Origin of the sequence: Aeromonas rivipollensis (genome assembly GCF_037811135.1) — a bacterium.
Lineage (GTDB): Bacteria > Pseudomonadota > Gammaproteobacteria > Enterobacterales > Aeromonadaceae > Aeromonas > Aeromonas rivipollensis.
Genome location: NZ_CP149130.1, coordinates 3086336 through 3113318, shown reverse-complemented (window position 1 = coordinate 3113318; position 26983 = coordinate 3086336). Strand labels below are relative to the sequence as shown.

Here is a 26983-nt window from a genome sequence, read left to right as displayed (position 1 = left end):
GCGCGTTTTTGCAGGAGTGAGGGCAGGCTATTCGTCGAAGATACCGAAGTGATCCTTGGCGAAGTTGACCCGCTGCTCCACGTTCATCTTGACCTGACCCAGCTTCTCTATGGTCTTGAGATTGGGCACCAGGCCGCGACCGTTGGCTATCTGGATGGCGAGACCGGGACGGGCGTTGAGCTCCAGCAGCATGGGGCCGCGGAACTTGTCGAGCACCATGTCGGTGCCGATGTAGCCCAGACCCGACATCTCGTAGCAGGAGGCGGCCAGGGTCAGCAGGGTATCCCAGTGGGGCACCTTGAGATCGTAGAGATCCAGGCCGGTGTCCGGGTGGTGGCGCAGCGGGTTGCCAAACTGCACCGCCCGCAGGGCACGACCGGTGCGCAGGCACAGACCCACGCCCACAGCACCCTGGTGCAGGTTCGCCTTGCCGTCCGAGGCCGAGGTGGAGAGGCGCATCATGGCCATCACCGGGAAGCCCTTGAAGATGATCACCCGGGCATCGGGGACCCCTTCGAAGGAGTAGCCGTCGAAGACGTCATCGAAGTTGATGAGGCCTTCCACCAGCGCCACGTCGGGCTTGCCGCCGAGGGAATAGAGGCCCGCCAGTATGTTGGAGACATGACGCTCCAGATCCTGGCCGTTGCAGGCGCTGCCGTTGGGCTTGTAGAAGCTGCCCTCTTCCTGGCGCAGGATCACCAGTATCCCCTTGCCCCCCGAGCCGCGGGCCGGCTTGATGCAGAAGCCCGGCCAATCCTTCACCAGCTCGGTGATACGGGTCACGTCGTGCTGCTCGCGGATGGTGCCGATGAGTTCGGGCACCGTCACCCCCGCATCCAGCGCTATGCGCTTGGTCTTGAGCTTGTCATCCACCAGCGGGTAGAGACGACGCGGGTTGTAGCGGCTGATGTAGGAGTGGTTGCGTTTGTTCATGCCGAGGATGCCTGCTTGGGACAGGCTCCACGGGCTGGTGTATTTCTGCCAGAACCACATCTGTTACTTGTCCTTACCCGGGGTGGCACCGGACTTCATTTCGTCCACCAGCGGCTTGAAGCGCTTGAGCTCGCTCAGCTTGTAGCCGGTGTAGTTACCCATCACCAGCACGGTCGCCATCAGCACCAGTTGCAGGCCGAGGAAGTTGAAGGTGAGGTGACGAATGAGCTCGTTGTCCATGGCCAGGTAGGCGATGACCGCCACCAGCAGGGAGCCGCCACCCTGACGGAACACCTCTTTGGGGCCCTCTTCTTCCCACAGGATGGACATCCGCTCTATGGTCCAGGAGAGGATGATCATCGGGAAGAAGGTGATCTTCATGCCGTCGGTCAGCCCTAGCTTGAAGGCAAAGGCGGAGAAGATGCCGATCATCGAGATCACCATGATGATGATCGCCGATATTCGCGCCACCAGCAGCAGGTTGAGCCGCGACAGGTAGGAGCGGATCACCAGGCCGGTGCCGACGATCAGCAGGAAGCCGATGAGACCGGTGACCAGGGAAGTCTGGATGAAGGCGACCGCGATCAGCACCGGCATAAAGGTGCCGGAGGTCTTGATCCCCACCAGAACCCGCAGGAACACCACCATCAGCACGCCGATGGGGATCAGCAGCAGCCCCTTGAACAGGGCCTGCTCTTCCAGTGGCAGGCTGTGGATGGAGAAGTTCATCATCTCGGACTTCTCGAACTTCTGCGCCAGGGCCACGTTCACCGGTTGCTCCTGCTCGATCATCGAGAAGGTGACGCGGGAGTTGTGACCGCCGGTGACGTCCAGCAGGGCGCCGGAGTTGTATTCCCACAGCAGCAGGTTACCCGGTTGTCCCTGTTCGCCGGTCTGGGGGTTGAACAGCTTGTAGTCGGTCGGGCTGTTGAACACCTGCAGGTAGTCCACCAGCTCCTGACGACGGCGGCCGTCTTCCAGGCTCAGGGCGTGCACCACGCGCGCCGGCACCTCGGCGTTGTTGAGCAGCTCGGCGATCAGGCTGGCGCGGCTCTTGTGGGATTTGAGCAGCTCGGCGTTCTGTTCCTGCTTCTCGATCTCCTTGATGATCTCGCGGGTCAGGGTGTAGCCGTCGGCGGAACGCTCCTGGGCGCGCTCGAGGATCTGCTTCATCGCGGTGGCGTAGGGCTCACTCTCGATCTGCTTCTCGATGGCGGGCGGCAGGGGGTTGGCGGCGGGCTTGGCATGGGCATCCGCCATCATGTCGACCCGGTAGTAGAGCTCCTGGCGGCCGGAGGCGCTGCGGATGGACCACTCGGCGCGGGCATCCCCGTCTTTTTCCACAAACGACAGGCCGTAGCCCGGGCTCGCGGCATTCTCGTTCATCAGGGTGAAGCCGGGCTGGGTGCCCGGAATGGCCAGGGAGGCGATCACCGGCTCGCCGGTCGCCTCGAACTCGAGCTTGGCTTCGATAGACCAGATCTGACGTTTTTCACCGGGCGTGAGGGGCACGTCCAGGGCGACATGGTGATAAAACGTCATTCCCAGGCCGACAATGAACAGCAGGGCGACCAGCAGATAGAACGGCTTACGGGAAACCATGGATTATTTTACATCCTTGAGCTTGGGTTTTGGTTGGATATACTCGCGGGCCACGTCGACCACGGCGATGTCTTTCAAGAATTCACGACCCAGCAGCACGGGGAAGGTCATGTCGCTGCGATCTTTGAGGGTAAACTCGGCCTTCTCGGTCATGTCGCCGATGCGCACTGTGAGGCGCACCACGGGACGGCGGTCGAGGTCGTCGGCAGAAGCCTGACGCACCCGCACGTGACGCACCAGCGGCGCCTCGATCTGGATCTTGTCATCCATCTCCTGGTGGCTCAGGAAGAAGCGCACCCAGTTCTTGCCGTTGCGCTCGAAGATGGTGATCTCCTGGGCGCTGATGGAGGAGGTGGTGGCGCCGGTATCGACCCGTGCCTGGAAGGCATCGTTGGCGGCATCGACCCAGATCCACTCGGCTTCACCCACCAGCAGCTTGCCGTCGACCGTGTGGCCCTGGCTCGGGGCCGGGCACTTCTCGGTCGGGATGGCCATGGGCTTGGGGGGCTCGGGTGGCAAGGTTGCCAGCTTGCTGTCGACTTTCTTCACGGACTCTTTCATGTTGGTGACATCGGTGTTGAGCTGAACCAGCAGGTGCTGTTGCTGCACATACTGCTTCTGTTGCTGTTCCATGGATGTTTGCAGGCGTTGCTCGCTCAAGCTTATCTCGTTGCGAAGCTCCGCCAGCGTCAGGGTCGGGACAGGGGGCGCTTTTTCCATACTGACACACCCGCCGAGACTGAGCAGGGAGAGCAGGGTCATTCCTTTTAATTTGCTTTTCATGTCATTCATTTAACTGTGCTTCCTGGAATTGGGTCAGTGTAACTTCCACAGCCGCCATCGGCTAGTCTTTGGCCTTTCTGGCGATCAGTACGGCCCGCTTGGGTGCCGGGTATCCTTCGACCGTGAGTGCAGGATCATCGGGATCCAGATAGTCACTCAGGGACTCATTAATCATCCAGTCGGTACGACGCTGTTCGTCGGTACTGGTCATATTCTCGTCCACTATCCGCACGTCGCTGAAGCCGCAGCGCTCGACCCAGAGTTTGAGGGCCGCGCTTGAGGGGATGAACCAGACGTTGCGCATCTTGCCGTAGCGATCGGTGGGCACCAGCACTTCCCGCTCGTCGCCATCGACCACCAGGGTCTCCAGCACCAGCTCCCCATCGTCTTTCAGCTGATTGCGCAGCTGTTCGATGTGTTCGATGGGGGACTTGCGATGATAGAGCACCCCCATGGAGAAGACGGTGTCAAAGGCCCGCAGCTCAGGGAGCTCCTGGATGCCGAGCGGCAGCAGGTGGGCCCGTTGATCGCCCCCGGCGAAGTGGCGAATGGCCTCGAACTGGCAGAGGAACAGGGGGCTCGGGTCTATGCCGACCGCGAGCCTGGCCCCTTCCCCCACCATGCGCCAGAGGTGGTAGCCGCTGCCGCAGCCCACGTCCAGCACGTAACGACCTTCGAGGGGGCTGATATGGGGCAGCACCCGATCCCACTTCCAGTCGGAGCGCCACTCGGTGTCGATGTGGATGCCGTGTACGGTAAAAGGCCCCTTGCGCCAGGGCATGAAGTGGCGCAGCAGGCTCTCTGTCTTCTTGCGCTCCCCTTCGTTCATGCTCTCAAGGCTGCCGATCTCGACCCGGTTCTTGAGCTCGATCTCGCCAGGGGCGACGACGGGCAGCTTGTTGAGGGCCCGGTTCCAGCGCGGCAGATCCCCGTGCAGGTTGTCGTGCTGCCAGGCGTGCAGCTGGGCGGGCAGGGTGTGCAGCCAGTGGCTCAGCCGGTTCTTGGCGATCAGTTGATAAAAGTTGGCGAAATCGATCATGGCTGGGCGTCGCTTGATTTGATGGCAATCATGGAGCCGAAGTTGAAGCACTGGAACCAGAGATCCTGATGAGTGAAACCGGCGTCTCGCAGGCGGGCACGGTGGGTCTCCAGGCTGTCGGTGCGCATCACGTTCTCCAGCGCCGTGCGCTTCTGGCTTATCTCCAGCTCGCTGTAGCCGTTGGCCCGCTTGAAGTCCAGATGCAAGTCGATGAGCAGGGCGTTGACCTGCTCGTCCTCGAAGCGGAACTTCTCGCTCAGGATGAGGATGCCTCCTGGGCGCAGGCCGTCATGGATGCGCTGGATGAGGGCGGCCCGTTTCTCGGGGGCGACGAACTGCAGGGTGAAGTTGAGCACCACCACTGAGGCGTTTTCGATGGCGATGTCGCAGATGTCCGCCTCCACCAGCTCCACCGGCACCTCGGACTTGAAGCCCGACAGGTGGGCGCGGGCGCGCTCTATCATGGGGTGGGAGAGATCCACCGCCGTGATCTGGCAGCCCGGCTGGTTGACATGGCGGCGCATCGCCTGGGTCGCCGCGCCAAGGGAGCAGCCGAGATCGTAGAGGCGGCTCTGGGGCTGGGCGTAGCGGGCGGCCATCATGCCGATGGCGGAGATGATGTTGCTGTAACCCGGCACAGAGCGCTGGATCATGTCGGGGAAGACATCGACGACCTGTTCGTCAAAGCAAAAATCCCCCAATTGGGCGATGGGGGCGGCAAAAATCTGATCGTGCATGCTGGCGCAACCTGACAGCCGGTGCGCGAACCGACTGTGTGTTCAATGGAGTCGTTGGGTGACGCCCGTCCGGGTCGTCACCGGTTTACGAACGGGGTGGCTGGCCTTGAGATCCTTCGGGCCCGCCCCGTTCGCAATGGACCATCATCCTGGTCCTTTATGGGGATGAGCCGTCTGCGGCAGGTGTTGCCATGGACAGCGGTCAGAGCCCTTTACCGGGAGCCGGACGGTCGCCTGCAACACTATGCAATGGCGGGCGTCCGGGTCCTTGCTTGGGGCGGTAGTGTAGAGGAAAGGTGGGCGTTTGTCTTGACGCCGAGCCCCGTGGGGCCACAAAAAAACGGCTTTTTTTAGCGGTGAAACAGGGGCGGGGAAGGGAGCGGCTAAAAGGGCAGCAGGCCCTGGCGCGCGCGATCGTTTTCCCCCGGCCAGGGGGCCATCTCCTGACCGAGCAGCCGACTGACCTGACGGGCCAGCTCGGGGGCCCGGGCGTTGTCGGCGGTATGGATAAAGAGGTAGAGATCCTTCCCCTCTGCCAACCATTGTTTCCAGCGGGGCAACCAGGATGGCAAAAAGGGGTAATTGTCCTCGATTTGAGGAAGACCAATCAGACGCACTACCGGGCTGTTTGCGGTGGCGAGCAGGTGTACCGGCAGCCTCGGCTTCTTGCCCTGGGCATCGACGAGGGCCGGCGTAGTGGCGGGCACCGAGAAGAGCGGTCGGCTGTCGAGCATGATGCGGTTGATGCCTTTGTCCATCAGCAGCCGGTTGAGAGCGCGCTCCGCCTCTCCCTTGGCGAAGAAGTCGGGGTGGCGCACCTCGAGGGCATAGGTGAAATCCCGCGGCAGCCGCTCGAAGAAGGCACCCAGACGGGCCAGCCCCTGTGGCCCGAAGCGGGCGGGCAGTTGCAGCTTGAGCAGCCCCAGCCTGTCGTGCAGGGGCGCCAGCAGGCGGATGAAGTCCGTCACCTGTTTGTCGGCGCTCACCAGATCGCTCTGGTGGCTGATGTCTTTCGGAAACTTGAAGCTGAAGCGAAAGTGGTCGGGGACCGCATCGGCCCAGCGGCGCACCGTTTCCGGGGTGGGGGAGGCGTAGAAGGTGGTGTTGCCCTCCACCGTATTGAACACCCGGGCATAGTGAGCGAGGTGCTCGGCGGGCCTGGCGCCTACCCCCAGCAACTGGCCGGGCCAGGCCGGGTGTGACCACTGTGGCAGACCCAAATAGAGGCTCATGTTGGTTCCTGTCTGCGGATTAATGCTGTTTTGCTCCCCTTTTTGCGCCAGGACAACAAAAAACAGGGCAAAGGAGGCTGCGGGCCATTTTACCCAAATGGGGGTTTTCCTCTATAATGCCAGCCCTTTTGTTTGCCAAATCGTTGTGACTCACGGGGTTGTACGCCTAAGGTGGCGATGACCGGGGTCACAAGGTTGCCAGACAACGACGCTTGCCGATGTTCTCGCCTCGCGCGTCGACCCCTCAGTGGGGCCACTCGGCGCGAGCCGGCATTGGCGGCAAGTATCCGGCTCGGGGAGCCGGATGATATGAGACTGATTTCAAACCGGGTAAGAACCAGGATCTGGCCAGCTGTGAGACAGACGGTGCTTGCCAGTCGTGCCCGGCGACCCAAGGTGAACCGTCTCTCTACCATTTCGAAGGAAGAAGTCCATGCGCTCTATCTATTGCGGACAGGTCAATGAGGCCCATGCCGGGCAGACCATTACATTGTGCGGTTGGGTCCACCGTCGTCGCGATCTCGGCGGCCTCATCTTTATCGACATGCGCGACCGGGAAGGGATCGTGCAAGTCTTCTTCGACCCGGACAAGCCGGACGCCTTCGCCCTGGCCTCCGAGCTGCGCGGCGAGTTCTGCATCCAGGTGACCGGCGTGGTGCGTACCCGTCCGGACTCCCAGCGCAACAGCGACATGGCCACAGGTGCCATCGAGGTGTTCGCCCACGAGCTCACCATCATCAACCGTGCCGAGCCGCTGCCGCTGGACTTCAACCAGGTCAACAGCGAAGAGATAAGCCTCAAGTATCGCTATCTGGACCTGCGTCGCCCCGAGATGGCCAAGTACCTGAAGACCCGTGCCAAGGCCAGCGCCTTCGTGCGTCGCTTCATGGACGAGCAGGGCTTCCTCGACATCGAGACCCCCATGCTGACCAAGGCGACCCCGGAAGGGGCCCGTGACTACCTGGTGCCGAGCCGGGTGCACAAGGGCAAGTTCTACGCCCTGCCGCAGTCCCCGCAGCTGTTCAAGCAGCTGCTGATGATGTCCGGCTTCGATCGTTACTACCAGATCGTCAAGTGCTTCCGCGACGAGGACCTGCGTGCCGACCGTCAGCCGGAATTCACCCAGATCGACGTGGAGACCTCCTTCATGACTGCGCCGCAAGTGCGTGAAATCATGGAAGAGATGATCCGCAAACTCTGGCTGCACATCCTGAACGTGGATCTGGGCGACTTCCCCATCATGACCTTCGACGAGGCCATGCGCCGCTTCGGCTCCGACAAGCCGGACCTGCGCCTGCCCATGGAGCTGGTGGACGTGGCCGATCTGCTGACCGCAGTCGAGTTCGCCGTCTTCGCCGGCCCCGCCAACGACCCCAAAGGCCGCGTCGCAGCCCTGAAAGTCCCGGGCGGCGCCGAGCTCTCTCGCAAGCAGATCGACGAATACACCAAGTTCGTCGGCATCTACGGTGCCAAGGGCCTGGCCTGGATGAAGGTCAACGCCGCCGCCAATGGCCTCGAGGGCGTGCAGTCCCCGGTGGCCAAGTTCCTGTCCGACGAGATAGTGCGCGAGATCCTGGCCCGTACCGGCGCCGCCGATGGCGACATCCTGTTCTTCGGGGCTGACTCCAAGAAGGTCGTCTGTGACGCCATGGGCGCCCTGCGCCTGAAGGTGGGCCGCGATCTGGGTCTGGTGGAGAACGTCTGGAAGCCGCTCTGGGTCATCGACTTCCCCATGTTCGAGGAAGATGGCGAAGGTGGTCTGGCTGCCATGCACCATCCCTTCACCGCCCCGAGCAACCTGGGCCCGGCCGAGCTCAAGGCCAACCCCCTGGGTGCCTATGCCAACGCCTATGACATGGTGATCAACGGCTACGAAGTGGGCGGCGGCTCTGTGCGTATCCACAACAGCGAGATGCAGTCCACCGTGTTCGACATCCTGGGCATCACCCCGGACGAACAGCGTCTGAAGTTCGGCTTCCTGCTGGATGCCCTGAAATACGGTACCCCGCCCCACGCCGGTCTGGCCTTCGGCCTGGACCGCCTCAGCATGCTGCTGACCGGTACCGACAACATCCGGGACGTGATCGCCTTCCCGAAAACCACGGCAGCGGCCTGCCTGATGACGGATGCTCCCAGCTTCGCCAACCAGGCCCAGCTGACCGAGCTGGCCATCGCCACCGTAGCCAAGGCCGATGCCAAGGCTGACGCCTGAGAAGATTGAAGAACGGGTCGCCATGCGACCCGTATCCCATTGATTTCAAATTATAACGGAGAGTTTTTATGGCAGGTCACAGCAAATGGGCCAACATCAAACACCGCAAGGCGGCGCAAGACGCCAAGCGTGGCAAGATCTTCACCAAGCTGATCCGCGAAATCACCACCTCGGCTCGCCTCGGTGATGCTGATCCCGCCAACAACCCGCGCCTGCGCGCGGCGGTAGCGGCTGCCCTGACCGGCAACATGACCCGCGACACCATCAACCGTGCCATCCAGCGCGGCGCCGGTGGTGGCGATGGCGAGCAGCTCGAGACCATCGTCTACGAAGGTTACGGCCCGGCGGGCTCCGCCGTCATGGTAGAGTGCCTGACCGACAACCGTAACCGCACCGTGGCGGAAGTGCGTCATGCCTTCAGCAAGTGCGGCGGCAACCTGGGCACCGACGGCTCGGTGGCTTACCTGTTCAGCAAGAAGGGTCTGCTGACCTTCGTGGGCGTGGACGAAGATGCCCTGATGGACGCGGCCCTGGAAGCGGGTGCCGATGACGTGGTTACCGAAGAGGATGGCTCCATCGAGGTCTACACCACCCCGAACGATTTCGGCACAGTGCTCGATGGCCTGGAAGCCGCCGGCTTCAAGCCCCAGAGCGCCGAAGTGACCATGATCGCCTCCACCGAAGCCGAGCTGGATGCCGACACAGCCCCCAAGCTGATGCGTCTGATCGACATGCTGGAAGATCTGGACGACGTGCAGGAGGTCTACCACAACGGCTCCATCTCCGACGAAGTGGCCGCACTGCTCTGATCGCCAGGTAGAGCACGTGTGAGAGAGGGGCACCACAACGGTCTCACCTCCCTCCGACGAAGTGGCCGCGCTGCTCTGACAGCACAGCCTCCCCTGACTGGGGATAAACACCAGACGGCAGCCTCAGGCTGCCGTTTTTTTATCTCACTGATTCTTCTCAGTCGCCATTTCCTTCGCTGTGCCTTCCTTAATTCCCGCTTAAGTTTGCCTTCTTACTCTTTCCTTGCATCCGGGCCGCTGTGCCCATCACCACCTTGTCTGCTCGGGAAGAGAGACGGGTGGCAGGGATGCCCACAACGGAGTCCCCATGCAGGGTCTCCAGATCACTGGTTTGTCGGAGTCTTCTTATGCGCCTCACTCTGGGAGTGATGAAGGTCAATCTGTTGCTGGTGCTGCTGTTTGCACTGGTGTTCAACTGGCCCATTTTCCTGCACTTTTATCGTATTCTCAGCGCCCTCGAGCATGTGAAGGCGGGATTTGCCCTCTCTATCCCCCTGGTGTTGATCGCCGCCCTCAATGCGGTCTTCCTGCCGTTTACCTTCCGCTACCTGCTCAAGCCCTTCTTCATCCTGCTGATCATGACGGCCTCTCTGGTCAGCTACGCCATGCTCAAATACGGGATCATCTTCGATGTGGGCATGGTGCAGAACATACTCGAAACCAACAGCGGGGAGGCGACCTCCTATCTCAATGGTTCAGTGGTGCTCTGGTTCCTGCTGACCGCCGTGCTGCCGGTGCTTGGCCTCTTGTGGCTGAAGATCGAATACCCAACCCCCTGGTACAAGGGGCTGGCCCAGCGTCTGGCGGGGATCGCACTCTCCCTGTTGTTCCTGGTCGGCGTCGCCGCCCTCTATTACCAGGATTACGCCTCGGTCGGGCGCAACAACCATACCATCGTCAAAGAGATAGTCCCCTCCAACTACGTGCGCGGTCTCTATCGCTACGCCCGGGATATTCTCTTCGCCACCCCTGTCCCTTATCAGCCGATAGGCACAGATGCCAGGGTGGTGGACAAGGGCGGCAAGCCGACCCTGATGTTCCTGGTGGTGGGGGAGACGGCCCGCAGCCAGAACTACTCCCTCAACGGCTACCAGAAGCAGACCAACGGCTTCACCATGAAGGAGCCGGATCTCGTCTCCTTCAGGGACGTGCGCTCCTGTGGCACCGCCACCGCTGTCTCGGTGCCCTGCATGTTCTCCAACCTCACGCGCCGGGAATATGACGAGACCCTGGCCAAGTCCAGGGACGGCCTGCTGGACGTGCTGCAACACGCCGGTGTCTCAGTGCTGTGGAAGGAGAACGACGGCGGCTGCAAGGGGGTGTGCAATAACGTGCCCACCCTGGAGATCGAGCCCAAGGCCTTCCCCCAATACTGTGAAGGGGACTCCTGCTATGACGAGGTCTTGCTGCAGGGGCTGGATCGGCAGATCGCCGGGATGAAGGGCAAGCAGGGCAGCAAGCTGGTGGCCTTCCACCTGATGGGCAGCCATGGCCCGACCTACTATCGCCGCTACCCGGCCGAGGATCGTGTCTTCCTGCCGGACTGCCCGCGCAGCGACATCGAGAACTGCAGCAATGAGGAGCTGGTCAACACCTATGACAACACCATTCGCTATACCGACAAGGTGCTGTCCCAGCTTATCGCCAAGCTCAAGACCCTGGAGAGCCAGTACAACGTGGGGCTGGTCTACCTGTCGGATCACGGGGAATCCCTGGGGGCGCTGGGGCTTTACCTGCACGGCACCCCCTACAAGTTCGCCCCGGACGATCAGACCCGGGTGCCCCTGCTGACCTGGTTCTCTCCCCAGCTGCAGCGGGATCGCGGGCTCAATCAGGATTGCCTGCGCCAGGAGGCGGACAGCAAGCGCTTCTCCCACGACAACCTGTTCCACTCGATGCTCGGCATCATGGACGTGCAGACCCAGGTCTATGACGGCAAGCTTGACCTGTTCAAGCCCTGCCGGGCGGGGTGAGTCAGGCTAACCGAACGCGACAACCTGTTTCCCCGCACCATGCTCGGCATCATGGACGTACAGACCCAGGTCTATGACGGCAAGCTTGACCTGTTCAAGCCCTGTAGGGCAGGGTAAACCGGCGAAAACAGACCATAAAAAACGGCAGCCACTGGCTGCCGTTTTTGTTTCCCAAGGCTTGGGCCTTTACTTCTGCTCCATGATGATCTGCAGCAGATCCCCTTCCAGCAGGGAGCGCTTCACCAGGGCGAAGCCGCCTATGGTGGGCTGGTTCTGGAAGCGCGCCTTCACGATGGGCAGGCCACGGTGGAAGCTCGGCAGGGACTGGTGCTCGACGCAGCGACGGATGGCCGGGATCAGTATCTCCTCGGCGGCGGTGATTTCGCCGGCGATCAGCACCTTCTGAGGGTTGAACAGGTTGACCGTGATGGCGATGGCCCGGCCCAGGTGTTCTCCCACGTTCTCGATCACGCTGCGGGCCAGTTCGTCACCGGCCACGGCGGCCTTGCACACCTCCTGGATGGTGATGTGCTTCTCCTGCAGCGAGCTCAGGTGGCCGCGGCTGATGAGCTCCTTCACCTTGTCGACGATGGCCTCGTTGGAGGCGATGGTCTCGAGGCAGCCGAAGTTGCCGCAGTGGCAGCGCTTGCCGAGGGGCTCGACCTGGATGTGGCCTATCTCGCCGACGTTGCGGTTATGACCGAGGAATACCTGCCCCTTGGTGATGATGCCGGAGCCGGTGCCCTGGTGGACGCTCACCAGGATGGAGTCCATGCAGTCGCGGGACTCGCCGAAGAAGTGCTCGGCCAGCGCCAGGGAACGGGTATCGTTGCCCACGTAGCAGGGGAGGTTGAAATGGTGCTCCAGCAGCTTGGCGAGCCCCAGGTTGCGGATCTGGTAGGTGGGGGTATAGATGACCATGCCGGATTCCGGGTTGACCAGGCCCGGCATGGTGAGGGCGACACTGATGAGGTTGCGGCTGCGCTCGGTATTGGCGTCGATGAAGGCGCCAATTTCCCGCAGCAGCATGTCGACCACGGGCTGTTGCTCTATCTCTGTCACCTGGGTGATGTGCTGATCGAGCTCCTTGCCGTCGAGATCATACAGGGAGAGCTGCAGATAGCCGCGGCCAAGCTTGGCGGAGACAAACTGAAAGCGATGCTTGATGGTGGTCAGGGAGATGGCGCGTCGTCCGCCGGTTGACGCCTGGGGCGACGTCTCCCTGATCAGCCCATGCTCGATCAGTTGCCGGGTTATCTTGGTCACGCTGGCCGGGGCCAGCTGACTCAACTCGGCAATTTTGACCCGCGAGATGGGCCCCTGCAGGTCAATGAGTCGATAGACGACGGCACTGTTCACCTGCTTGATAAGATCTACGTTTGCTATTTGTCCGCCAGTCATAGTGTCACTGTGTTGTGTAGTGTCCGTTAACCACGGTCCCGCAGACCGTGAAGGCCTGATCAAAGACGGTGAGGTTGGCAATTTTTCCGACCTGGATACTACCGAGACGTGAGTCCCATCCAATGGCGCGAGCGGGGTAAAGGGTGGCCATTCTCAGTGCTTCATCGAGCGGTAATCCGACCTGTTTGACCAGATTCTCCACCCCTTCAATCATGGTGAGGGCAGAGCCGCCGAGTGTACCATTCTCATCGACGCACTGACCATCGCGGAAATAGACGGTTGCGCCACAAAAATCAAACTGCTCAAAGCCTTCCGGTGCACCGGCCGCGGCGGTGGCATCGGTGACCAGCACCAGTTTCTCGCCGAGGATCCTGTGTGCCAGGCGCACGTTGGCCCAGTGCACGTGGTGACCGTCGACGATGATGCCCGCATAGACATCCTTGCGATCGTAGATGGCGCCCACCACGCCAGGTTCGCGACCGTTCAGGGTCGGGGTCATGGCGTTGTAGAGGTGGGTGGCAAAGCGCATGCCGTTGTCAAAGCCGGCCATGGCCTGGTCATAGCTGGCAGCTGTGTGACCGGCGGAGACCAGGATGCCGGCTTCCACCAGGCGACGGATGTGCTCCGGCTTGTTGCGCTCCGGCGCCAGGGTGATCTTGGCGATGGCGTCGCTGTTGGCGCAGAAGAAATCGATCATCTCGTCGACGGGCTGACGGATCTGCTCGGCCGGGTGTATGCCCTTGCGCTTGAGGTTGGTGTAGGGCCCTTCCAGATGGACCCCCAGCACCTCGTTCGGACGGGCGGCCATGTAGTCGCGGGTCACCGCCACCGCCAGCTTCATGTCCGCATCCGGACTGGTGATCAGGGTCGGCAGGAAGCTGGTGGTACCGGACTTGAGGTTGGCCGCCTGCATGGTGGCCAGGGTCTCTGTGGTGATGTGACCGTTGAACATGACGCCGCCGCAGCCATTGAGCTGCACATCGATGAAGCCGGCACTGAGGTTGGCGCCCTTGAGATCAATCTGCTCAATGCCCGCTGGCAGCTCGGCCAGGTGGGAGATGGCGACAATCTTGTCGCCTTCGATCACCACCCCGTAACCGGTCAGCACGCAGCTGCCGGTATAGAGGGTGCAATTAGTCAGTGCGTACATGACGGCTCCTTACAGACGGTCGATGTTGGCGGCTTCCAGCTGCTGGAAGTAACGGACCGTCTTGACTTTCAGCTCCATGGTGGAGGGCTCGTCGCACACCATCATGCCCTTGGGATGCAGTTGCAGGGTGGAGATGGTCCACATGTGGTTGACACAGCCTTCCACCGCGGCCTGCAGGGCCAGAGCCTTGGCGTGGCCGGTCACCAGGATCATGATCTCTTCGGCATCCATCAGGGTGCCCACGCCCACGGTCAGCGCCAGCTTGGGCACCTGCTCCATGTCGCCACCGAAGAAGCGGGAGTTGGCGATGCGGGTATCCTCGGTCAGGGTCTTGACCCTGGTACGGGAGGCCAGGGAAGAGGCCGGTTCGTTGAAGGCGATGTGGCCGTCGTTGCCGACGCCGCCCATGAAGAGGTTGATCCTGCCGTAGGACTTGATCTTGTCTTCATAACGCTTGCACTCGGCCACCAGATCCTCGGCATTGCCGTTGAGGATGTTGATGTTTTCCGGGCGGATGTCGACGTGATTGAAGAAGTTGTTGTGCATGAAGCTGTGGTAGCTCTCCGGGTGCTCCTTCGGCAGGCCCACATACTCGTCCATGTTGAAGGTCACCACGTGCTCGAAGCTCACCTCGCCGGCCTTGTGCAGCTCGATCAGGCGCTTGTAGGTCGTCAGCGGCGTGCCACCGGTGGGCAGGCCCAGCACGAAGGGGCGGTCGGCTGTCGGTTTGAACGCATTGATGCGGTCAACGATGTAACGGGCAGACCAGAGACCCACCTGGCTGGCAGACTTCAACGGGATCAGGCGCATTTTCTATACCTCAGTACGGTTGCCGCACAGGATTGACGGCAAGGGACCAAACACGGATTCAAGTTGTTTTATAGCGTAAATAAAGATTGCGAACTAAGCCACATCTATCCGCTACCTTTATCTCTGTTGAGTGATAATGATCACGAAAGCTGGTTTATTAATTTGCGCAGCGAAATAAAACACATAGACTGCCAATCAAGCCTTGATGGCTTATGCGTCGAACGTGATAAGCACTTAATTTCTAGAAAAACATCAACTAAGGAGAGGAACCGTGAACATTCTCGGTTATTTGCAAAAGATCGGCCGTGCCCTGATGGTGCCGGTAGCGGTATTGCCTGCCGCAGCGATCCTGATGGGGATTGGCTATTGGATTGACCCGAACGGCTGGGGCGGTGGAAGTCCGGTCGCCGCCTTCCTGATCAAGGCGGGTGCCGCCATCATCGACAGCATGCCCGTGCTGTTTGCCGTGGGCGTCGCCTATGGCATGTCCAAGGATAAAGACGGTTCCGCCGCGCTGGCCGGTCTGGTCGGCTTCCTGGTGGTCACCACCCTGCTGAGCCCGGGCGCCGTTGCCCAGATCAAGGGTATCCCGGCCGACCAGGTGCCGGCAGCCTTTGCCAAGATCAGCAACCAGTTCGTCGGCATCCTCTGTGGTGTCATCGCGGCCGAGCTGTACAACCGCTTCAGCAGCGTCGAGCTGCACAAGGCGCTGGCCTTCTTCTCCGGCCGTCGTCTGGTACCCATCGTGACCTCCGTTGTCATGATAGTGGTCTCCTTCATCCTGATGGCCGTCTGGCCGGTTATCTATGGTGGCCTGGTACACTTCGGTGAATCCATCGTCAGCATGGGCTCCACCGGTGCCGGCATCTACGCCTTCTTCAACCGTTTGCTGATCCCGGTCGGTCTGCACCACGCCCTGAACTCTGTGTTCTGGTTCGACGTGGCTGGCATCAACGACATCCCGAACTTCCTGGGTGGCCAATCCTCCATTGACGCCGGCAAGGCTGTCGTGGGCGTGACCGGCATGTACCAGGCTGGCTTCTTCCCCATCATGATGTTCGGTCTGCCGGGTGCGGCACTGGCCATCTACCACAGCGCGAAGAAAGAGAACAAAGAGAAAGTTGCCTCCATCATGATCGCAGCCGCCTTTGCCGCCTTCTTCACCGGGGTGACCGAGCCGCTCGAGTTCTCCTTCATGTTCGTGGCGCCTGTGCTCTACGTCATCCATGCCCTGCTGACCGGTCTGTCCGTGTTCATCGCCTCCAGCATGCACTGGATCGCCGGTTTCGGTTTCAGTGCCGGTCTGGTGGATATGGTGCTCTCCAGCCGCAACCCGCTGGCGACCCAGTGGTACATGTTGCTGGTACAAGGCCTGGTGTTCTTCGGTCTCTACTACGCCATCTTCCGTGCCGTTATCGTCAAGTTCAACCTGAAAACCCCGGGTCGTGAAGATGACGAAGCCGTGCCGGTACAGGCTCAGACCACCGACCGCACCGAGCTGGCTCGCCAGTATCTGGAAGTGCTGGGTGGCCAGGAGAACCTGGTGACCATCGATGCCTGCATCACCCGTCTGCGTCTGACCCTGAAAGATCGCAGCATCGTCGATGAGCGCAAGCTCAAAGCCCTGGGCGCGGCCGGTGTGGTCAAGCTCGGTGAGCAGAACCTGCAGGTGATTCTGGGCCCCTTGGCCGAAATCATCGCCGGTGAGATGAAAGCCCTGCGTTAATCGAGCGACTCGCTCACCTCAAGTCTAAGTCCATTGTTGACATAACTAAGGGCCCCGTTCCCGGGGCCCCATATAAAAAAAGCCAAGAAAATCCAACCTTTACTTCAAATGAGAGCAGCAGTTATGAACTTGAAACATTCTCTGTTAGCCATTGCCATGTCTACCGTTTTCGTCAGCCAAGTGCAGGCAGCCGATGCCGCCAAGCAAGCCGTGGTCGATTCCCTCGCCAGCAATCTGGTCGTCAAGTACGAAGTCGTCACCAATGACGGTGCCGGCGCCGGCCTCGACTGCCAGGCCCTGGGCTCCGAGTGGGCGAGCTGCGGTGTTGCCAAGCTGCATCTGACCAATACCGGTGCCGACGTCACCTCCAAGGACTGGAGCATCTATGTCTCCTCCATCCGCCGCATCCAGCGGGTGGACAACGACCAGTTCACCATCACCCACCTGACCGGCGACCTCTATCGTTTGACGCCAACCGAGAAGTTCCAGGGCTTTGCCAAGGACGCCACGGTCGAAGTGCCCCTGGTGGTGGAGTACTGGGTATTGTTCGAATCTGACATCATGCCGAACTGGTACGTCGCCAGCGAAGGGGCCGAGCCGAAAGTGCTGGCCAGCATGAGCAACATCGACGATGCCACCACCTATGAGAAGCCGATGCCAGCCGATGGCTGGAAGCGCACCAAGGATGACAACAACATCCTGATGAACAGCGAGACCCGTTTTGCCGCCAACCAGACCAGCACCCTGCTGCCTGCCGGCAAGATTGACGACCAGATACTGCCGACCCCGATGAAGCAGGTGGTCAAGGCCGGTCCCCAGGTCGACTTCTCCACCATCAAGCTCAATGCCCTGGATCTGCCAAGCGATCGCGCCGAGGCCCTCAAGGCTCAACTGACCAAGCTGGGTGTTACCCTCTCCGACACCGGCTACCCGGTCACCATCAAGCTCGGCAGCAAGCTCAAGCAGGCCGAAGGTTATGACATGACCATAGGCGCCAAAGGCACTGTGGTGCAGGGTCATGACATCGACGGGGCCTTCTGGGGCGCCCAGTCCCTGATCTCCCTCCTGGGGGTCAACGACAAGCTGGTGAGCCAGATGAGTGTCGAGGATGCACCGCGCTTCGAATACCGCGGCATGCAGACCGACGTGGCCCGCCACTTCAGAAGCACTGAGACCATGAAGAAGCTGGTTGACCAGATGTCTGCCATGAAGCTCAACGTGCTGCACCTTGGCCTGACCAACGATGAAGGCTGGCGCATCGAGATCCCGGGCCTGCCGGAGCTGACCGACGTCGGTAGCCAGCGTTGCCACGATCTCTCCGAGACCCAGTGCCTGATGCCGCAGCTCGGCTCTGGCCCCACCAGCGACAACCAGGGCTCCGGCTTCTACAGCAAGTCCGACTACATCGACCTGGTGCGTTACGCCAAGGCCCGCGGCGTGACCGTGATCCCCGAGATCAACATGCCGGCTCACGCCCGTGCCGCCGTGGTCTCCATGGAGGCGCGCTACAAGCGTCTGCTGGCGGAAGGCAAGGAAGCGGAAGCGAACCAGTTCCGTCTGACTGACCCGGATGACACCTCCAACGTCACCTCGGTGCAGTTCTACGACAAGATGTCCTTCATCAACCCCTGCCAGCCGGGTGCTGCCACCTTCGTGGCCAAGGTGATGGATGAAGTGGCCCAGATGCACCAGGCCGCCGGTCAGCCCCTGACCGCCTGGCACTACGGTGGTGACGAGGCGAAGAACATCATGCAGGGCGGCGGCTATCAGGATCCGGCCGTTACCCAGAAAGCCGATCTGGTGGCCTGGAAGGGCAACGTCGACTCCAGCAAGCAGGACAAGCCGTTCGGCAAGTCCCCGATGTGCCAGAAGATGATCGACGATGGCAAGATCAAGGACGTGGCCGAGCTGCCTGTCCACTTCGCCAAGGAAGTGAGCGAGATGGTCAAGGGCCACGGCTTCTCCACCCTGCAGGCCTGGGAAGATGGTCTGAAGTACGCCACGGATGCCAGCGTGTTCGCCACCGACAAGACCCGGGTCAACTTCTGGGAAACCCTCTACTGGGGTGGCTTCAACGAGGCGATGAAGTGGGCGCACAAGGGCTATGACGTGGTGCTCTCCAACCCCGACTACCTCTACTTCGACTTCCCGAACGAGGTACACCCGGCCGAGCGTGGCTACTACTGGGCGACCCGTTTCAACGACACCCGCAAGGTGTTCGCCTTCGCCCCGGAAAACCTGCCGCAGAACGCCGAGACCTCGGTTGACCGCGACGGCAACGCCTTCGTGGCCAAGGGTGACCAGGATCCGGTCAAGTTCAAGGGGATCTCCGGTCAGCAGTGGAGCGAAACAGTGCGCACCGACGCCCAGTACGAGTACATGGTCTATCCGCGGATCTTCTCCGTGGCCGAGCGTGCCTGGCACAAGGGCGGCTTCGAGCTGGATTACGTGAAGGGCCGCGAGTTCTCCGGTACCACCAAGCACGTCAACAAGGCCACCCTGAACAAGGAGTGGAACCAGTTCGCCAACCTGCTGGGTCAGCGCGTGCTGCCGAAGCTGGATCAGGCGGGTGTTGAATACCGCCTCTCCGTGCCGGGCGCCAAGGTGGTGAACGGCAAGCTGGAAGCGAACGTGGATCTGCCGGGTCTGCCCATCCAGTACAGCCTGGACGGTACCACCTGGACCGCCTATGACGCCGCGGCCAAGCCGACCGTCAATGGCAAGGTCTGGCTGCGTACCACCAGCTTCGATGGCAAGCGCGCCAGCCGCGTCACCGAGCTGAACTGATAGCGTATCGTCACTGACACAGGGCGGGTCGCAAGACCCGCCTTTCCCAAGGCCGATATGTCATCGGATTTGGGAAAGGTTGACTGTGCGTGTGAACCTTTGTTGTGTGTGTGTATTGTCTGTTTTTCATCACTTGTGACCCCGCCTAGTGCGGGGCTTTTTTTGGTCAGGGTTCAGAGGGGCTCCCGCTGTTTCCCGTTTTTAGCACGCCAATGGCCCGGATTGGCCAAATTCAGGTTGAGGCAGGGCGCGTAATGAGGGATCATATCCGGCTTGACGGCGGGGTGATGAGGGTGCCAACCGGCACAACTTCCGCCAGTGACGCATTTTTGAGGTGAGCCATGAGCGAGGCGAGCAGCCCAACCAACTTTATCCGTCAGATCATCGATGAAGATCTGGCCAGCGGTAAGCACAACCACGTGCATACCCGTTTCCCGCCGGAGCCGAACGGTTATCTCCATATCGGTCACGCCAAGTCCATCTGCCTGAACTTCGGCATCGCCCGCGACTATCAGGGCCAGTGCAACCTGCGCTTCGATGACACCAACCCGGCGAAGGAAGACATCGAGTTCGTGGAGTCCATCAAGCAGGACGTGCAGTGGCTCGGCTTCCAGTGGAGCGGCGAGATCTGCTACTCCTCCGACTATTTCCACAAGCTTCACGGCTATGCCATCGAGCTCATCGAGAAGGGTCTGGCCTACGTGGACGAGCTCTCCCCCGAGCAGATGCGCGAATACCGCGGCACCCTGACTGCCCCTGGCAAGAACAGCCCGTTCCGCGATCGCAGCGTGGAAGAGAACCTGGCCCTGTTCGCCAAGATGAAGAACGGCGAAATGGCCGAGGGCAGCGCCTGCCTGCGCGCCAAGATCGACATGGCGTCCCCCTTCATGGTGATGCGGGATCCCGTCATCTATCGCATCAAGTTTGCCCACCATCACCAGACCGGTGACGAGTGGTGCATCTACCCCATGTATGACTTCACCCACTGCATCTCGGACGCCCTGGAGGGGATCACCCACTCCCTGTGCACCCTGGAGTTCCAGGACAACCGCCGCCTGTATGACTGGGTGCTGGACAACATCAGCATCGACTGCCACCCCCGTCAGTACGAGTTCTCCCGTCTGAACCTCGAATACACCGTCATGTCCAAGCGCAAGCTGAACCTGCTGGTGACCGAGGGGCACGTCAGCGGTTGGGACGATCCGCGCATGCTGACCGTCTCCGGGCTGCGTCGCCGCGGTTACACGCCGGCCTCCATCCGCGAGTTCTGCCAGCGCATCGGCGTGACCAAGCAGGACAACATCGTCGAGATGAGCATGCTGGAAGCCTGCATCCGTGACGATCTCAACGAGAATGCCCCCCGTGCCATGGCGGTGCTGCACCCGGTGAAAGTGGTCATCGAGAACCTGGCCGCCGACGAGGTGCTGACCGCACCGGCTCACCCGAACAAGCCGGAGATGGGCAGCCGTACACTTCCCTTCACCCGCGAGATCTTCATCGACGAGGCGGACTTCAAAGAGGAAGCGAACAAGCAGTTCAAGCGTCTGGTGCTGGGCAAGGAAGTGCGTCTGCGCAATGCCTACGTCATCAAGGCCGAGCGAGTCGAGAAGGATGCGGACGGCAAGGTCACCTGCATCTACTGCTCCTACGATCCCGAGACCCTGGGCAAGGATCCGGCCGATGGCCGCAAGGTGAAGGGGGTGATCCATTGGGTCAGCGCCACTCAGTCTCTGCCTGCCGAGATCCGTCTCTACGATCGTCTGTTCAAGATGCCGAACCCCGGTGCCGAGGACGACTTCGAGGCGGCGCTCAACCCGGATTCCCTGGTGATCATCGCCGGTGCCCGGGTCGAGGTTTCCCTCAAGGACGCCAAGCCGGAGTTTGCCTATCAGTTCGAGCGTGAAGGGTATTTTTGCGCCGACAACAAGCTCTCCAGCCCGGAGCAGCTGGTGTTCAACCGCACCGTGGCCCTGCGCGACGTCTGGGGCAAGGCCGAGGCCTGATCGCTGCGGTCTGACAAGAAGAGGGCAGGGGAGACCCTGCCACTCTGGTCCGGATTGCGGACACAAAAAAAGCCAGCGTGATGCTGGCTTTTTCATGGCTGCTCGCGGCCGCCGGCGTTATTCGTCGTGTTTGCAGTCACCGTTCGCGCAATGACCATACAGATAGAGGCTGTGGTTGGTCAGGCGAATGTTGTGGTGTTTGGCGATATCGCGCTGACGCTGCTCGATCACCTCGTCGGAGAACTCGATCACCTTGCCACAATCGAGGCATACCAGGTGGTCGTGATGTTCCTGGGTCGCCAGCTCGAACACCGACTTGCCACCTTCGAAGTGGTGACGGGTGACGATACCGGCATCATCAAACTGGTTGAGAACGCGATAGACGGTAGCGAGACCAATCTCCTCACCCTGGTCGATCAGCCGTTTGTACAGATCTTCCGCACTGGTGTGCTGGCAGTCCGGCTGTTGCAGGATTTCCAGGATCTTGACGCGGGGCAAGGTGATCTTGAGCCCGGCCTTTTTTAACGCTTGGTTGTTGTCTGCCATATTCTATTTATTCGCATTCTCGAAGGTGTGGTTATTCTGATTGACTGCCGAAGGAATGGCAACCACGAACTCGTATGGCCTGACATTATAGGTCGTAGCCAAGTCAAAAATAAACCCAGTAATTCAAGGGGTTTAGCACATTTATCCCCCGTGGAAGATTAATCTGGCCGACCCGGACCGGGCTTGCTCCGCGAGGGAATGTTGATACTATGTCACTTCTCTATAGTCTGGTCGGATGAGATCCATGGATTGGCTTTTTGGCAACGCGGCCTGGGTGCGCCACGCCCTCAACGCCTGGCCCCCGTTCTGGGGTGCGGGCATCAAGATAGAAACATTGAGCCCCGATTTTCGTTTCTGTCGGGTCACCCTCAAGTCCCGCTGGTGGAACAAGAATGCCAACCGGACCCAGTTCGGCGGCAGCATGTTTGCCATGACGGATCCCATCTATCCGCTGATGCTGATGGGCCATTTCAAGAACCGTTATTACGTCTGGGACAAGGCGGGCAGCATCAATTTCATCAAGCCTGGCAAGGGGTTGCTGGTGGCGGAGTTCAACCTGACCGACGCCAAGCTGGCATCCATAGTGGCGGCGACCGAGGGGGGCAACAAGCATTTCCCCGAGTTCGAGGTGCAGGTGCAGGACAAGCGGGGAGAGCTGGTGGCCCAGGTCAGGCGCACCCTGTATGTGAAACCCAAGCCGGAACATAGAACGCCGGCCCAGGCAGCGCCAGCCACGAAGGAGTAGAAACAACAAGGGCCCCAGCGGGGCCCTTGTTGTCAGAGGAGGGAGATCACTCCAGCTCGCTCAGACACATCTCTTCGTGCAACTGCTTGCACCAGCCCTTGACGCGCTCGGCGGTCAGCTCCGGCTGGCGATCCTCATCGATCCCCAGACCGACGAAGTGCTTGTCATCCACCAGTGCCTTGGAGGCCTCGAACTCGTAGCTCGCGGTTGGCCAGTGGCCGATGATGATGGCACCCTTGGCTTCGACGATGTCACGCAGGGTGCCCATGGCGTCGAGGAAATATTCGGAATAGTCTTCCTGATCGCCGCAGCCGAAGATGGCGACCAGCTTGTTGTTGAAGTCGATCTCTTCGAGCTCTGGGAAGAAGTCATCCCAATCGGCCTGGGCTTCGCCGTAGTACCAAGTCGGGATACCGAACATCAGCAGATCGAAGCTGTCGATGTCGGCCTTGCTGCTCTTGGCAATGTCACGGACTTCAATCAGTTGTTTGCCCAGTTCTTTCTGGATCATCTTGGCGACAGCTTCGGTATTACCGGTATCGCTGCCGAAAAACAGACCTACACTAGCCATAGTGTTTAGTTACCCGTATCTGGTTAATGCTTAACGGTTCAGATTGCGATGCCTGCTGCATGCGCAGACTCAATCTGTTGCTTCAGGATAGATTGGATCAGCTCGGCTCGGCTGACGTTCTGTTGTAGCGCAAGTTGGTTCAGGCGCTCCAGCAATTCGGCCTCCACCTTTAACTCGACCCGCTTCAGGCCGTTCTCCCGATCGCGCTTGAGCTGGTTGCGCTTGTTGATCTTGAGCTGGGTCTCACGGGGGAGTGGATTGGTCTTTGGCCTGCCGGGGCGCTTCTCAGTTGCGAACAGATCCAGTGTTGTTCGATCAGTTTGCTGTTTGGCCATACATCACAGATGAAAAGTAGTTAGCCGATCCCAGAGCCTTCCCAGCCCATTTCGATCAGCCCCTTGGCGACAAAACCCGCGCAACCCAGAAACAGAACCAGCCAGACGATAAAGCGGCCGAAACGGGGCACGTTGCCGCGTTTGAGCACGTCTTGAATGGCCAGACCAATCAGCAGGAAGATGGCCACGAAGAACAGCTTCAGGCCCAGACTCTCGATCAGATCGATATGTTCATTCAGCATGGATTGCGCGCACTCCTTATGACGGGCGCACTATATCACAAAGGATTTGAAACTGTTAACCGCCTGTCGACAGGAAATCCACAACCAGTTTGTTGAACAAAACCGGCTTTTCGGCGTGCAGCCAGTGGCCGGTTCCGGCGATGACGCGGGCCTTGGCGGCCGGGAATTGTGCCATCACTGTCTCGGTATATTGAGGCTGCACATAGTCGGAATCCCCCCCCTTGATGAACAGGGTCGGCCCCTCGAAGCGGGTCTGGTCGTCGGGCCAGCCCATGATATTGGCGTAGTTGCGCTCAAGGGCCGGCACATTGAAGCGCCAGGCCCAGCCCGCCTCGGTTTTGGCGAAGGATTTGAGCAGGAACTGGCGCACCCCGGGGATCTCGACGTATTGGGCCAGCAGGGCCTCGGCCTCGGCACGGCTCTGGGGGGGATTGGCCAGCGTGGCGTTGAGTCCGGCGAACACATTCTGGTGGCGGGCATGGGGATAGGCCACAGGGGCTATGTCGGCCACCACCAGCCGGTCGACCCGGGCAGGGGCCTGCTTGGCGACCTGCATGGCGACCTTGCCCCCCATGGAGTGACCGACCAGGGCCACCTTGTCCAGCGCCAGGTGATCCAGCAGGGCGATCACATCCGCCCCCTGCTGCGGGTAGCTCATCTCATCCGAGTGAAAGGAGGCACCGTGGTTGCGCAGATCGACGCTGATGACCCTGTACTGTTCGCTCAGGGGGCGGGCCAGCAGGCCGAGGTTGTCCAGGCTGCCGAACAGGCCGTGGATCAGCACGACGACAGGGCCTTGTCCCTGATCCTTGAAATTCAATAATGAGTTTTGTTGCAAAATGACACCTTGTCGGTCGTGGGCTGTTTCGCCAGATTTTTAACACACTGAAAGAAAAGGATTTCATTCCTCGGGGGACATTTTTTTGTGGTTTTTTTCCAAAAAAACGGCCCGGGATCGGCTATCAGTGCGGGGGATCACACACTTGGCCCGCCATTATGCCGTATTCTCACCGAGATTCATGCACATCTGCCAGCCGCTCCCTTGGGCTGCCGGGTCTGCCTATGTATAATCGCCGCATCCGAATTTCGACGAGTCCAGCGCATCCCTATGAAAACCATCGAGCTTGATGACGATCTCTACTTCTTTATCGCCAGCCAGACCCGGCACATCGGCGAGAGTGCTTCCGATATCCTGCGCCGTCTGCTGGAACAACCCGTCAAGGCGGGGACGACAGTGCCGGCCGCGCCTGTGGCCCAGCCTCAGCCCCTGGCCGATGCCATGGGACTGGAAGCCCTGCTCGATTCCGGCGAGCTGCAAAAAGAAGAGAAGTCCATCAACCGCTTCATGCTGGTGCTCAGCACCCTGTACCGGGACAACCCGGAGAGCTTCACTCAGGCGACCGAGATCAAGGGGCGCAAGCGCGTCTATTTCTCGCGGGATCCCGAGGCGCTGCGTGCCAGTGGCAGCACCACCAAGCCCAAGCAGGTGCCGGATACCCCGTTCTGGGTCATCACCAACACCAACACCAGTCGCAAGCAGAACATGGTGGCCCAGCTGATGACCAGCATGGGTTATGACGAGGCTCTGACGGCTCGGGTGTGCGGTACCGTTTAACGCATCAACGACTCAAGGCCTTGCCGGGCAAGGCTTCTGCTCAAGGAAAACGCCATGGCACAGCATCCCCACGCCGGTCAGCCGGCCCGTTTAAGCGATCTGACCAACATTCCCCGTCTGGTCAGCGCCTACTACCTCAACAAGCCGGACATGAGCCGCCCCGAGCAGCGGGTAGCCTTCGGCACCTCCGGCCACCGGGGCAGCGCCCTGCACAACGCCTTCACCGAATCCCATATCCTGGCGGTGACCCAGGCGCTGGTGGAGTATCGCCAGCAGGCCGGCATCACGGGCCCGCTGTTTGTGGGCATGGACACTCACGCCCTCTCTGAATCCGCCTTCTCCAGCGCGGTGGAAGTGCTGGCGGCCAATGGCGTCGAGACACGCATCCAGGCTGGTCTCGGCTTCACGCCGACCCCGGTCATCTCCCACGCCATCCTGCGTCACAACGCCAGCAAGCCTGCTGCTCTGGCGGACGGCGTGGTGATCACCCCGTCCCACAACCCGCCGGAAGACGGTGGCTTCAAGTACAACCCCCCCCACGGCGGTCCTGCCGAAGGGGAGATCACCAAGTGGGTGGAAGACAGAGCCAACGCCATTCTGGAAGCCGGTCTGGCCGGCGTGAAGCGGATGCCGTTCGCCGAGGCCCTGGCCAGTGAGTTCGTGGTCGAACACGACTATGTCACCCCCTATGTGGATGATCTCGAGAAGGTGCTGGATCTGGCCGCCATCAAGCGGGCCGGCATCAAGATAGGGGTGGACCCGCTCGGCGGCTCCGGCGTGGCCTATTGGGACGTGATCGCCAAGCGCTACGATCTGGACATCGAGGTGGTCAACTATCGCGTCGATCCGACCTTCTCCTTCATGACCCTGGATAAAGACGGCAAGATCCGGATGGACTGCTCCAGCCCCTTCGCCATGGCGGGCCTGATTGCCCTGAAAGACAAGTTCGACATCGCCCTTGGCAACGACCCCGACTACGACCGTCACGGCATCGTCACCAAGGCGGGTCTGATGAACCCGAACCACTACCTGGCGGTGGCCATCCAGTATCTGTTCACCCACAGGACCGGCTGGCCCAAAACGGCTGCCGTCGGCAAGACGCTGGTCTCCTCTTCCATGATCGACCGGGTCGCCGGCGAGATAGGCCGCACCCTGAAAGAGGTGCCGGTTGGCTTCAAGTGGTTCGTGGATGGCCTCTACAGTGGCGAGTTCGGCTTTGGCGGCGAGGAGAGCGCGGGCGCCTCCTTCCTGCGCAAGGACGGCACCGTCTGGACCACCGACAAGGATGGCTTCATCCTGGCGCTGCTGGCCGCCGAGATCCTGGCCGTGACCGGCAAGGATCCCCAGGCCCACTACGATGCCCTGGAAGCCAAGTTCGGTCGCTCCAGCTACCGCCGCATCGACGCTCCCGCCAACAGCGCGCAGAAGGCGGTGCTCTCCAAGCTGGATCCGGCGCTGGTGGAAGCCTCGACCCTGGCCGGTGAGCCCATCATCGCCAAGCTGACCAAGGCGCCCGGCAACAACGCTGCCATCGGTGGCCTGAAAGTGGTGACCGAGAACGGCTGGTTCGCGGCGCGCCCCTCGGGCACCGAGTCCATCTACAAGATCTACATGGAGAGCTTCAAGGGTGAGGCGCACCTGGACCTCATTCAGCAGGAGGCCCAGCAGATAGTCTCAGCAGCCCTGGCCAAGGCCGGCGTCTGAGCCTGAGGCCAGTTTTTGAAGCGCATAA

23 protein-coding genes are annotated in these 26983 nt (G+C 60.8%); 9 read left to right on the top strand and 14 right to left on the bottom strand.

Annotated elements, in window-relative coordinates; translation table 11 throughout:
• Positions 1-27: 27 nt before the first annotated feature.
• From WIR04_RS13970 to WIR04_RS13945, 6 genes are all read right to left on the bottom strand, one after another.
• Complete coding sequence (locus WIR04_RS13970; RefSeq protein WP_025326340.1) at positions 28-993, bottom strand: alpha-L-glutamate ligase-like protein; 966 nt, start codon at positions 991-993, stop codon at positions 28-30.
• A 3-nt stretch (positions 994-996) separates the two neighbouring features.
• Positions 997-2535: an inactive transglutaminase family protein gene (locus tag WIR04_RS13965; protein WP_106887394.1), complete on the bottom strand. Its 1539-nt coding sequence runs from the start codon at positions 2533-2535 to the stop codon at positions 997-999.
• Positions 2536-2538: 3 nt separating this feature from the next.
• Entirely contained in the window at positions 2539-3297 is a 759-nt protein-coding gene (locus tag WIR04_RS13960; protein WP_025326342.1) for an ATP-dependent zinc protease, read from the bottom strand.
• 82 nt (positions 3298-3379) lie between these two features.
• Positions 3380-4357 carry a tRNA 5-methoxyuridine(34)/uridine 5-oxyacetic acid(34) synthase CmoB gene (gene cmoB, locus WIR04_RS13955; protein WP_234690738.1) on the bottom strand — a complete coding sequence of 326 codons (978 nt, stop codon included), beginning with the start codon at positions 4355-4357 and terminating at the stop codon, positions 3380-3382.
• On the bottom strand, positions 4354-5094 hold the full coding sequence (gene cmoA / locus WIR04_RS13950) for a carboxy-S-adenosyl-L-methionine synthase CmoA (RefSeq protein WP_111911251.1): 741 nt from the start codon (positions 5092-5094) through the stop codon (positions 4354-4356). The genes cmoB and cmoA overlap by 4 nt, the downstream gene beginning before the upstream one ends.
• A gap of 383 nt (positions 5095-5477) precedes the next feature.
• Positions 5478-6326 (bottom strand): DUF72 domain-containing protein, encoded by an 849-nt coding sequence (locus WIR04_RS13945; protein ID WP_338887702.1) that lies wholly within the window; start codon positions 6324-6326, stop codon positions 5478-5480.
• A gap of 433 nt (positions 6327-6759) precedes the next feature.
• Here WIR04_RS13945 and aspS point away from each other — a divergent pair, with 433 nt between their 5' ends.
• From aspS to WIR04_RS13930, 3 genes are all read left to right on the top strand, one after another.
• Positions 6760-8538, top strand: coding sequence for an aspartate--tRNA ligase (gene aspS, locus WIR04_RS13940; RefSeq protein ID WP_338887701.1), 1779 nt, complete (start codon positions 6760-6762; stop codon positions 8536-8538).
• A 68-nt stretch (positions 8539-8606) separates the two neighbouring features.
• Entirely contained in the window at positions 8607-9347 is a 741-nt protein-coding gene (locus tag WIR04_RS13935; protein ID WP_005325689.1) for a YebC/PmpR family DNA-binding transcriptional regulator, read from the top strand.
• Positions 9348-9694: 347 nt separating this feature from the next.
• Complete coding sequence (locus WIR04_RS13930) at positions 9695-11320, top strand: phosphoethanolamine--lipid A transferase (RefSeq protein WP_338887700.1); 1626 nt, start codon at positions 9695-9697, stop codon at positions 11318-11320.
• Between the two features lie 186 nt (positions 11321-11506).
• Here the strand turns inward: WIR04_RS13930 and nagC are convergent, their stop codons facing one another.
• From nagC to nagB, 3 genes are read right to left on the bottom strand one after another with little or no spacing between them, the layout of a single operon-like run.
• A complete protein-coding gene (nagC, locus tag WIR04_RS13925; protein WP_025326348.1) occupies positions 11507-12721 on the bottom strand; it encodes a DNA-binding transcriptional regulator NagC in 1215 nt (404 codons plus the stop codon).
• A 4-nt stretch (positions 12722-12725) separates the two neighbouring features.
• Positions 12726-13871, bottom strand: coding sequence for an N-acetylglucosamine-6-phosphate deacetylase (gene nagA, locus WIR04_RS13920; RefSeq protein ID WP_025326349.1), 1146 nt, complete (start codon positions 13869-13871; stop codon positions 12726-12728).
• A gap of 9 nt (positions 13872-13880) precedes the next feature.
• On the bottom strand, positions 13881-14681 hold the full coding sequence (nagB, locus tag WIR04_RS13915) for a glucosamine-6-phosphate deaminase (protein ID WP_338887699.1): 801 nt from the start codon (positions 14679-14681) through the stop codon (positions 13881-13883).
• Between the two features lie 271 nt (positions 14682-14952).
• On the opposite strand from nagB, the gene nagE reads away from it, so the two are divergent.
• The 3 genes from nagE to glnS all read left to right on the top strand — a co-directional run bounded on the left by nagE (position 14953) and on the right by glnS (position 21197).
• Positions 14953-16407 carry an N-acetylglucosamine-specific PTS transporter subunit IIBC gene (nagE, locus tag WIR04_RS13910; protein WP_307765517.1) on the top strand — a complete coding sequence of 485 codons (1455 nt, stop codon included), beginning with the start codon at positions 14953-14955 and terminating at the stop codon, positions 16405-16407.
• Positions 16408-16530: 123 nt separating this feature from the next.
• Positions 16531-19194, top strand: a complete 2664-nt coding sequence (locus WIR04_RS13905; RefSeq protein WP_338887698.1) for a beta-N-acetylhexosaminidase — start codon at positions 16531-16533, stop codon at positions 19192-19194.
• Positions 19195-19535: 341 nt separating this feature from the next.
• Entirely contained in the window at positions 19536-21197 is a 1662-nt protein-coding gene (glnS, locus tag WIR04_RS13900; RefSeq protein ID WP_338887697.1) for a glutamine--tRNA ligase, read from the top strand.
• A gap of 117 nt (positions 21198-21314) precedes the next feature.
• Here glnS and fur read toward each other — a convergent pair whose 3' ends face one another.
• The gene (fur, locus tag WIR04_RS13895; protein WP_111911275.1) at positions 21315-21743 is read right to left on the bottom strand and encodes a ferric iron uptake transcriptional regulator; all 429 of its coding nucleotides are present in this window, start codon (positions 21741-21743) and stop codon (positions 21315-21317) included.
• A 244-nt stretch (positions 21744-21987) separates the two neighbouring features.
• On the opposite strand from fur, the gene WIR04_RS13890 reads away from it, so the two are divergent.
• Complete coding sequence (locus tag WIR04_RS13890; protein WP_338887696.1) at positions 21988-22488, top strand: DUF4442 domain-containing protein; 501 nt, start codon at positions 21988-21990, stop codon at positions 22486-22488.
• 46 nt (positions 22489-22534) lie between these two features.
• Here WIR04_RS13890 and fldA read toward each other — a convergent pair whose 3' ends face one another.
• Genes fldA through WIR04_RS13870 form a run of 4 tightly spaced genes read right to left on the bottom strand, consistent with a single transcriptional unit; the run spans position 22535 to position 24456 of the window.
• On the bottom strand, positions 22535-23059 hold the full coding sequence (gene fldA, locus WIR04_RS13885) for a flavodoxin FldA (RefSeq protein WP_005325673.1): 525 nt from the start codon (positions 23057-23059) through the stop codon (positions 22535-22537).
• Between the two features lie 38 nt (positions 23060-23097).
• Positions 23098-23394 (bottom strand): LexA regulated protein, encoded by a 297-nt coding sequence (ybfE, locus tag WIR04_RS13880; protein WP_005325670.1) that lies wholly within the window; start codon positions 23392-23394, stop codon positions 23098-23100.
• Positions 23395-23414: 20 nt separating this feature from the next.
• The gene (locus WIR04_RS13875; protein ID WP_025326360.1) at positions 23415-23636 is read right to left on the bottom strand and encodes a DUF2788 domain-containing protein; all 222 of its coding nucleotides are present in this window, start codon (positions 23634-23636) and stop codon (positions 23415-23417) included.
• Positions 23637-23691: 55 nt separating this feature from the next.
• Complete coding sequence (locus WIR04_RS13870; RefSeq protein WP_338892587.1) at positions 23692-24456, bottom strand: alpha/beta fold hydrolase; 765 nt, start codon at positions 24454-24456, stop codon at positions 23692-23694.
• Positions 24457-24744: 288 nt separating this feature from the next.
• Between WIR04_RS13870 and seqA the strand changes: the two genes are divergently transcribed.
• Both seqA and pgm read left to right on the top strand, forming a co-directional pair.
• Positions 24745-25251: a replication initiation negative regulator SeqA gene (seqA, locus tag WIR04_RS13865; RefSeq protein ID WP_307765509.1), complete on the top strand. Its 507-nt coding sequence runs from the start codon at positions 24745-24747 to the stop codon at positions 25249-25251.
• 54 nt (positions 25252-25305) lie between these two features.
• Complete coding sequence (pgm, locus tag WIR04_RS13860; protein WP_338887693.1) at positions 25306-26955, top strand: phosphoglucomutase (alpha-D-glucose-1,6-bisphosphate-dependent); 1650 nt, start codon at positions 25306-25308, stop codon at positions 26953-26955.
• Positions 26956-26983 lie beyond the last annotated feature (28 nt).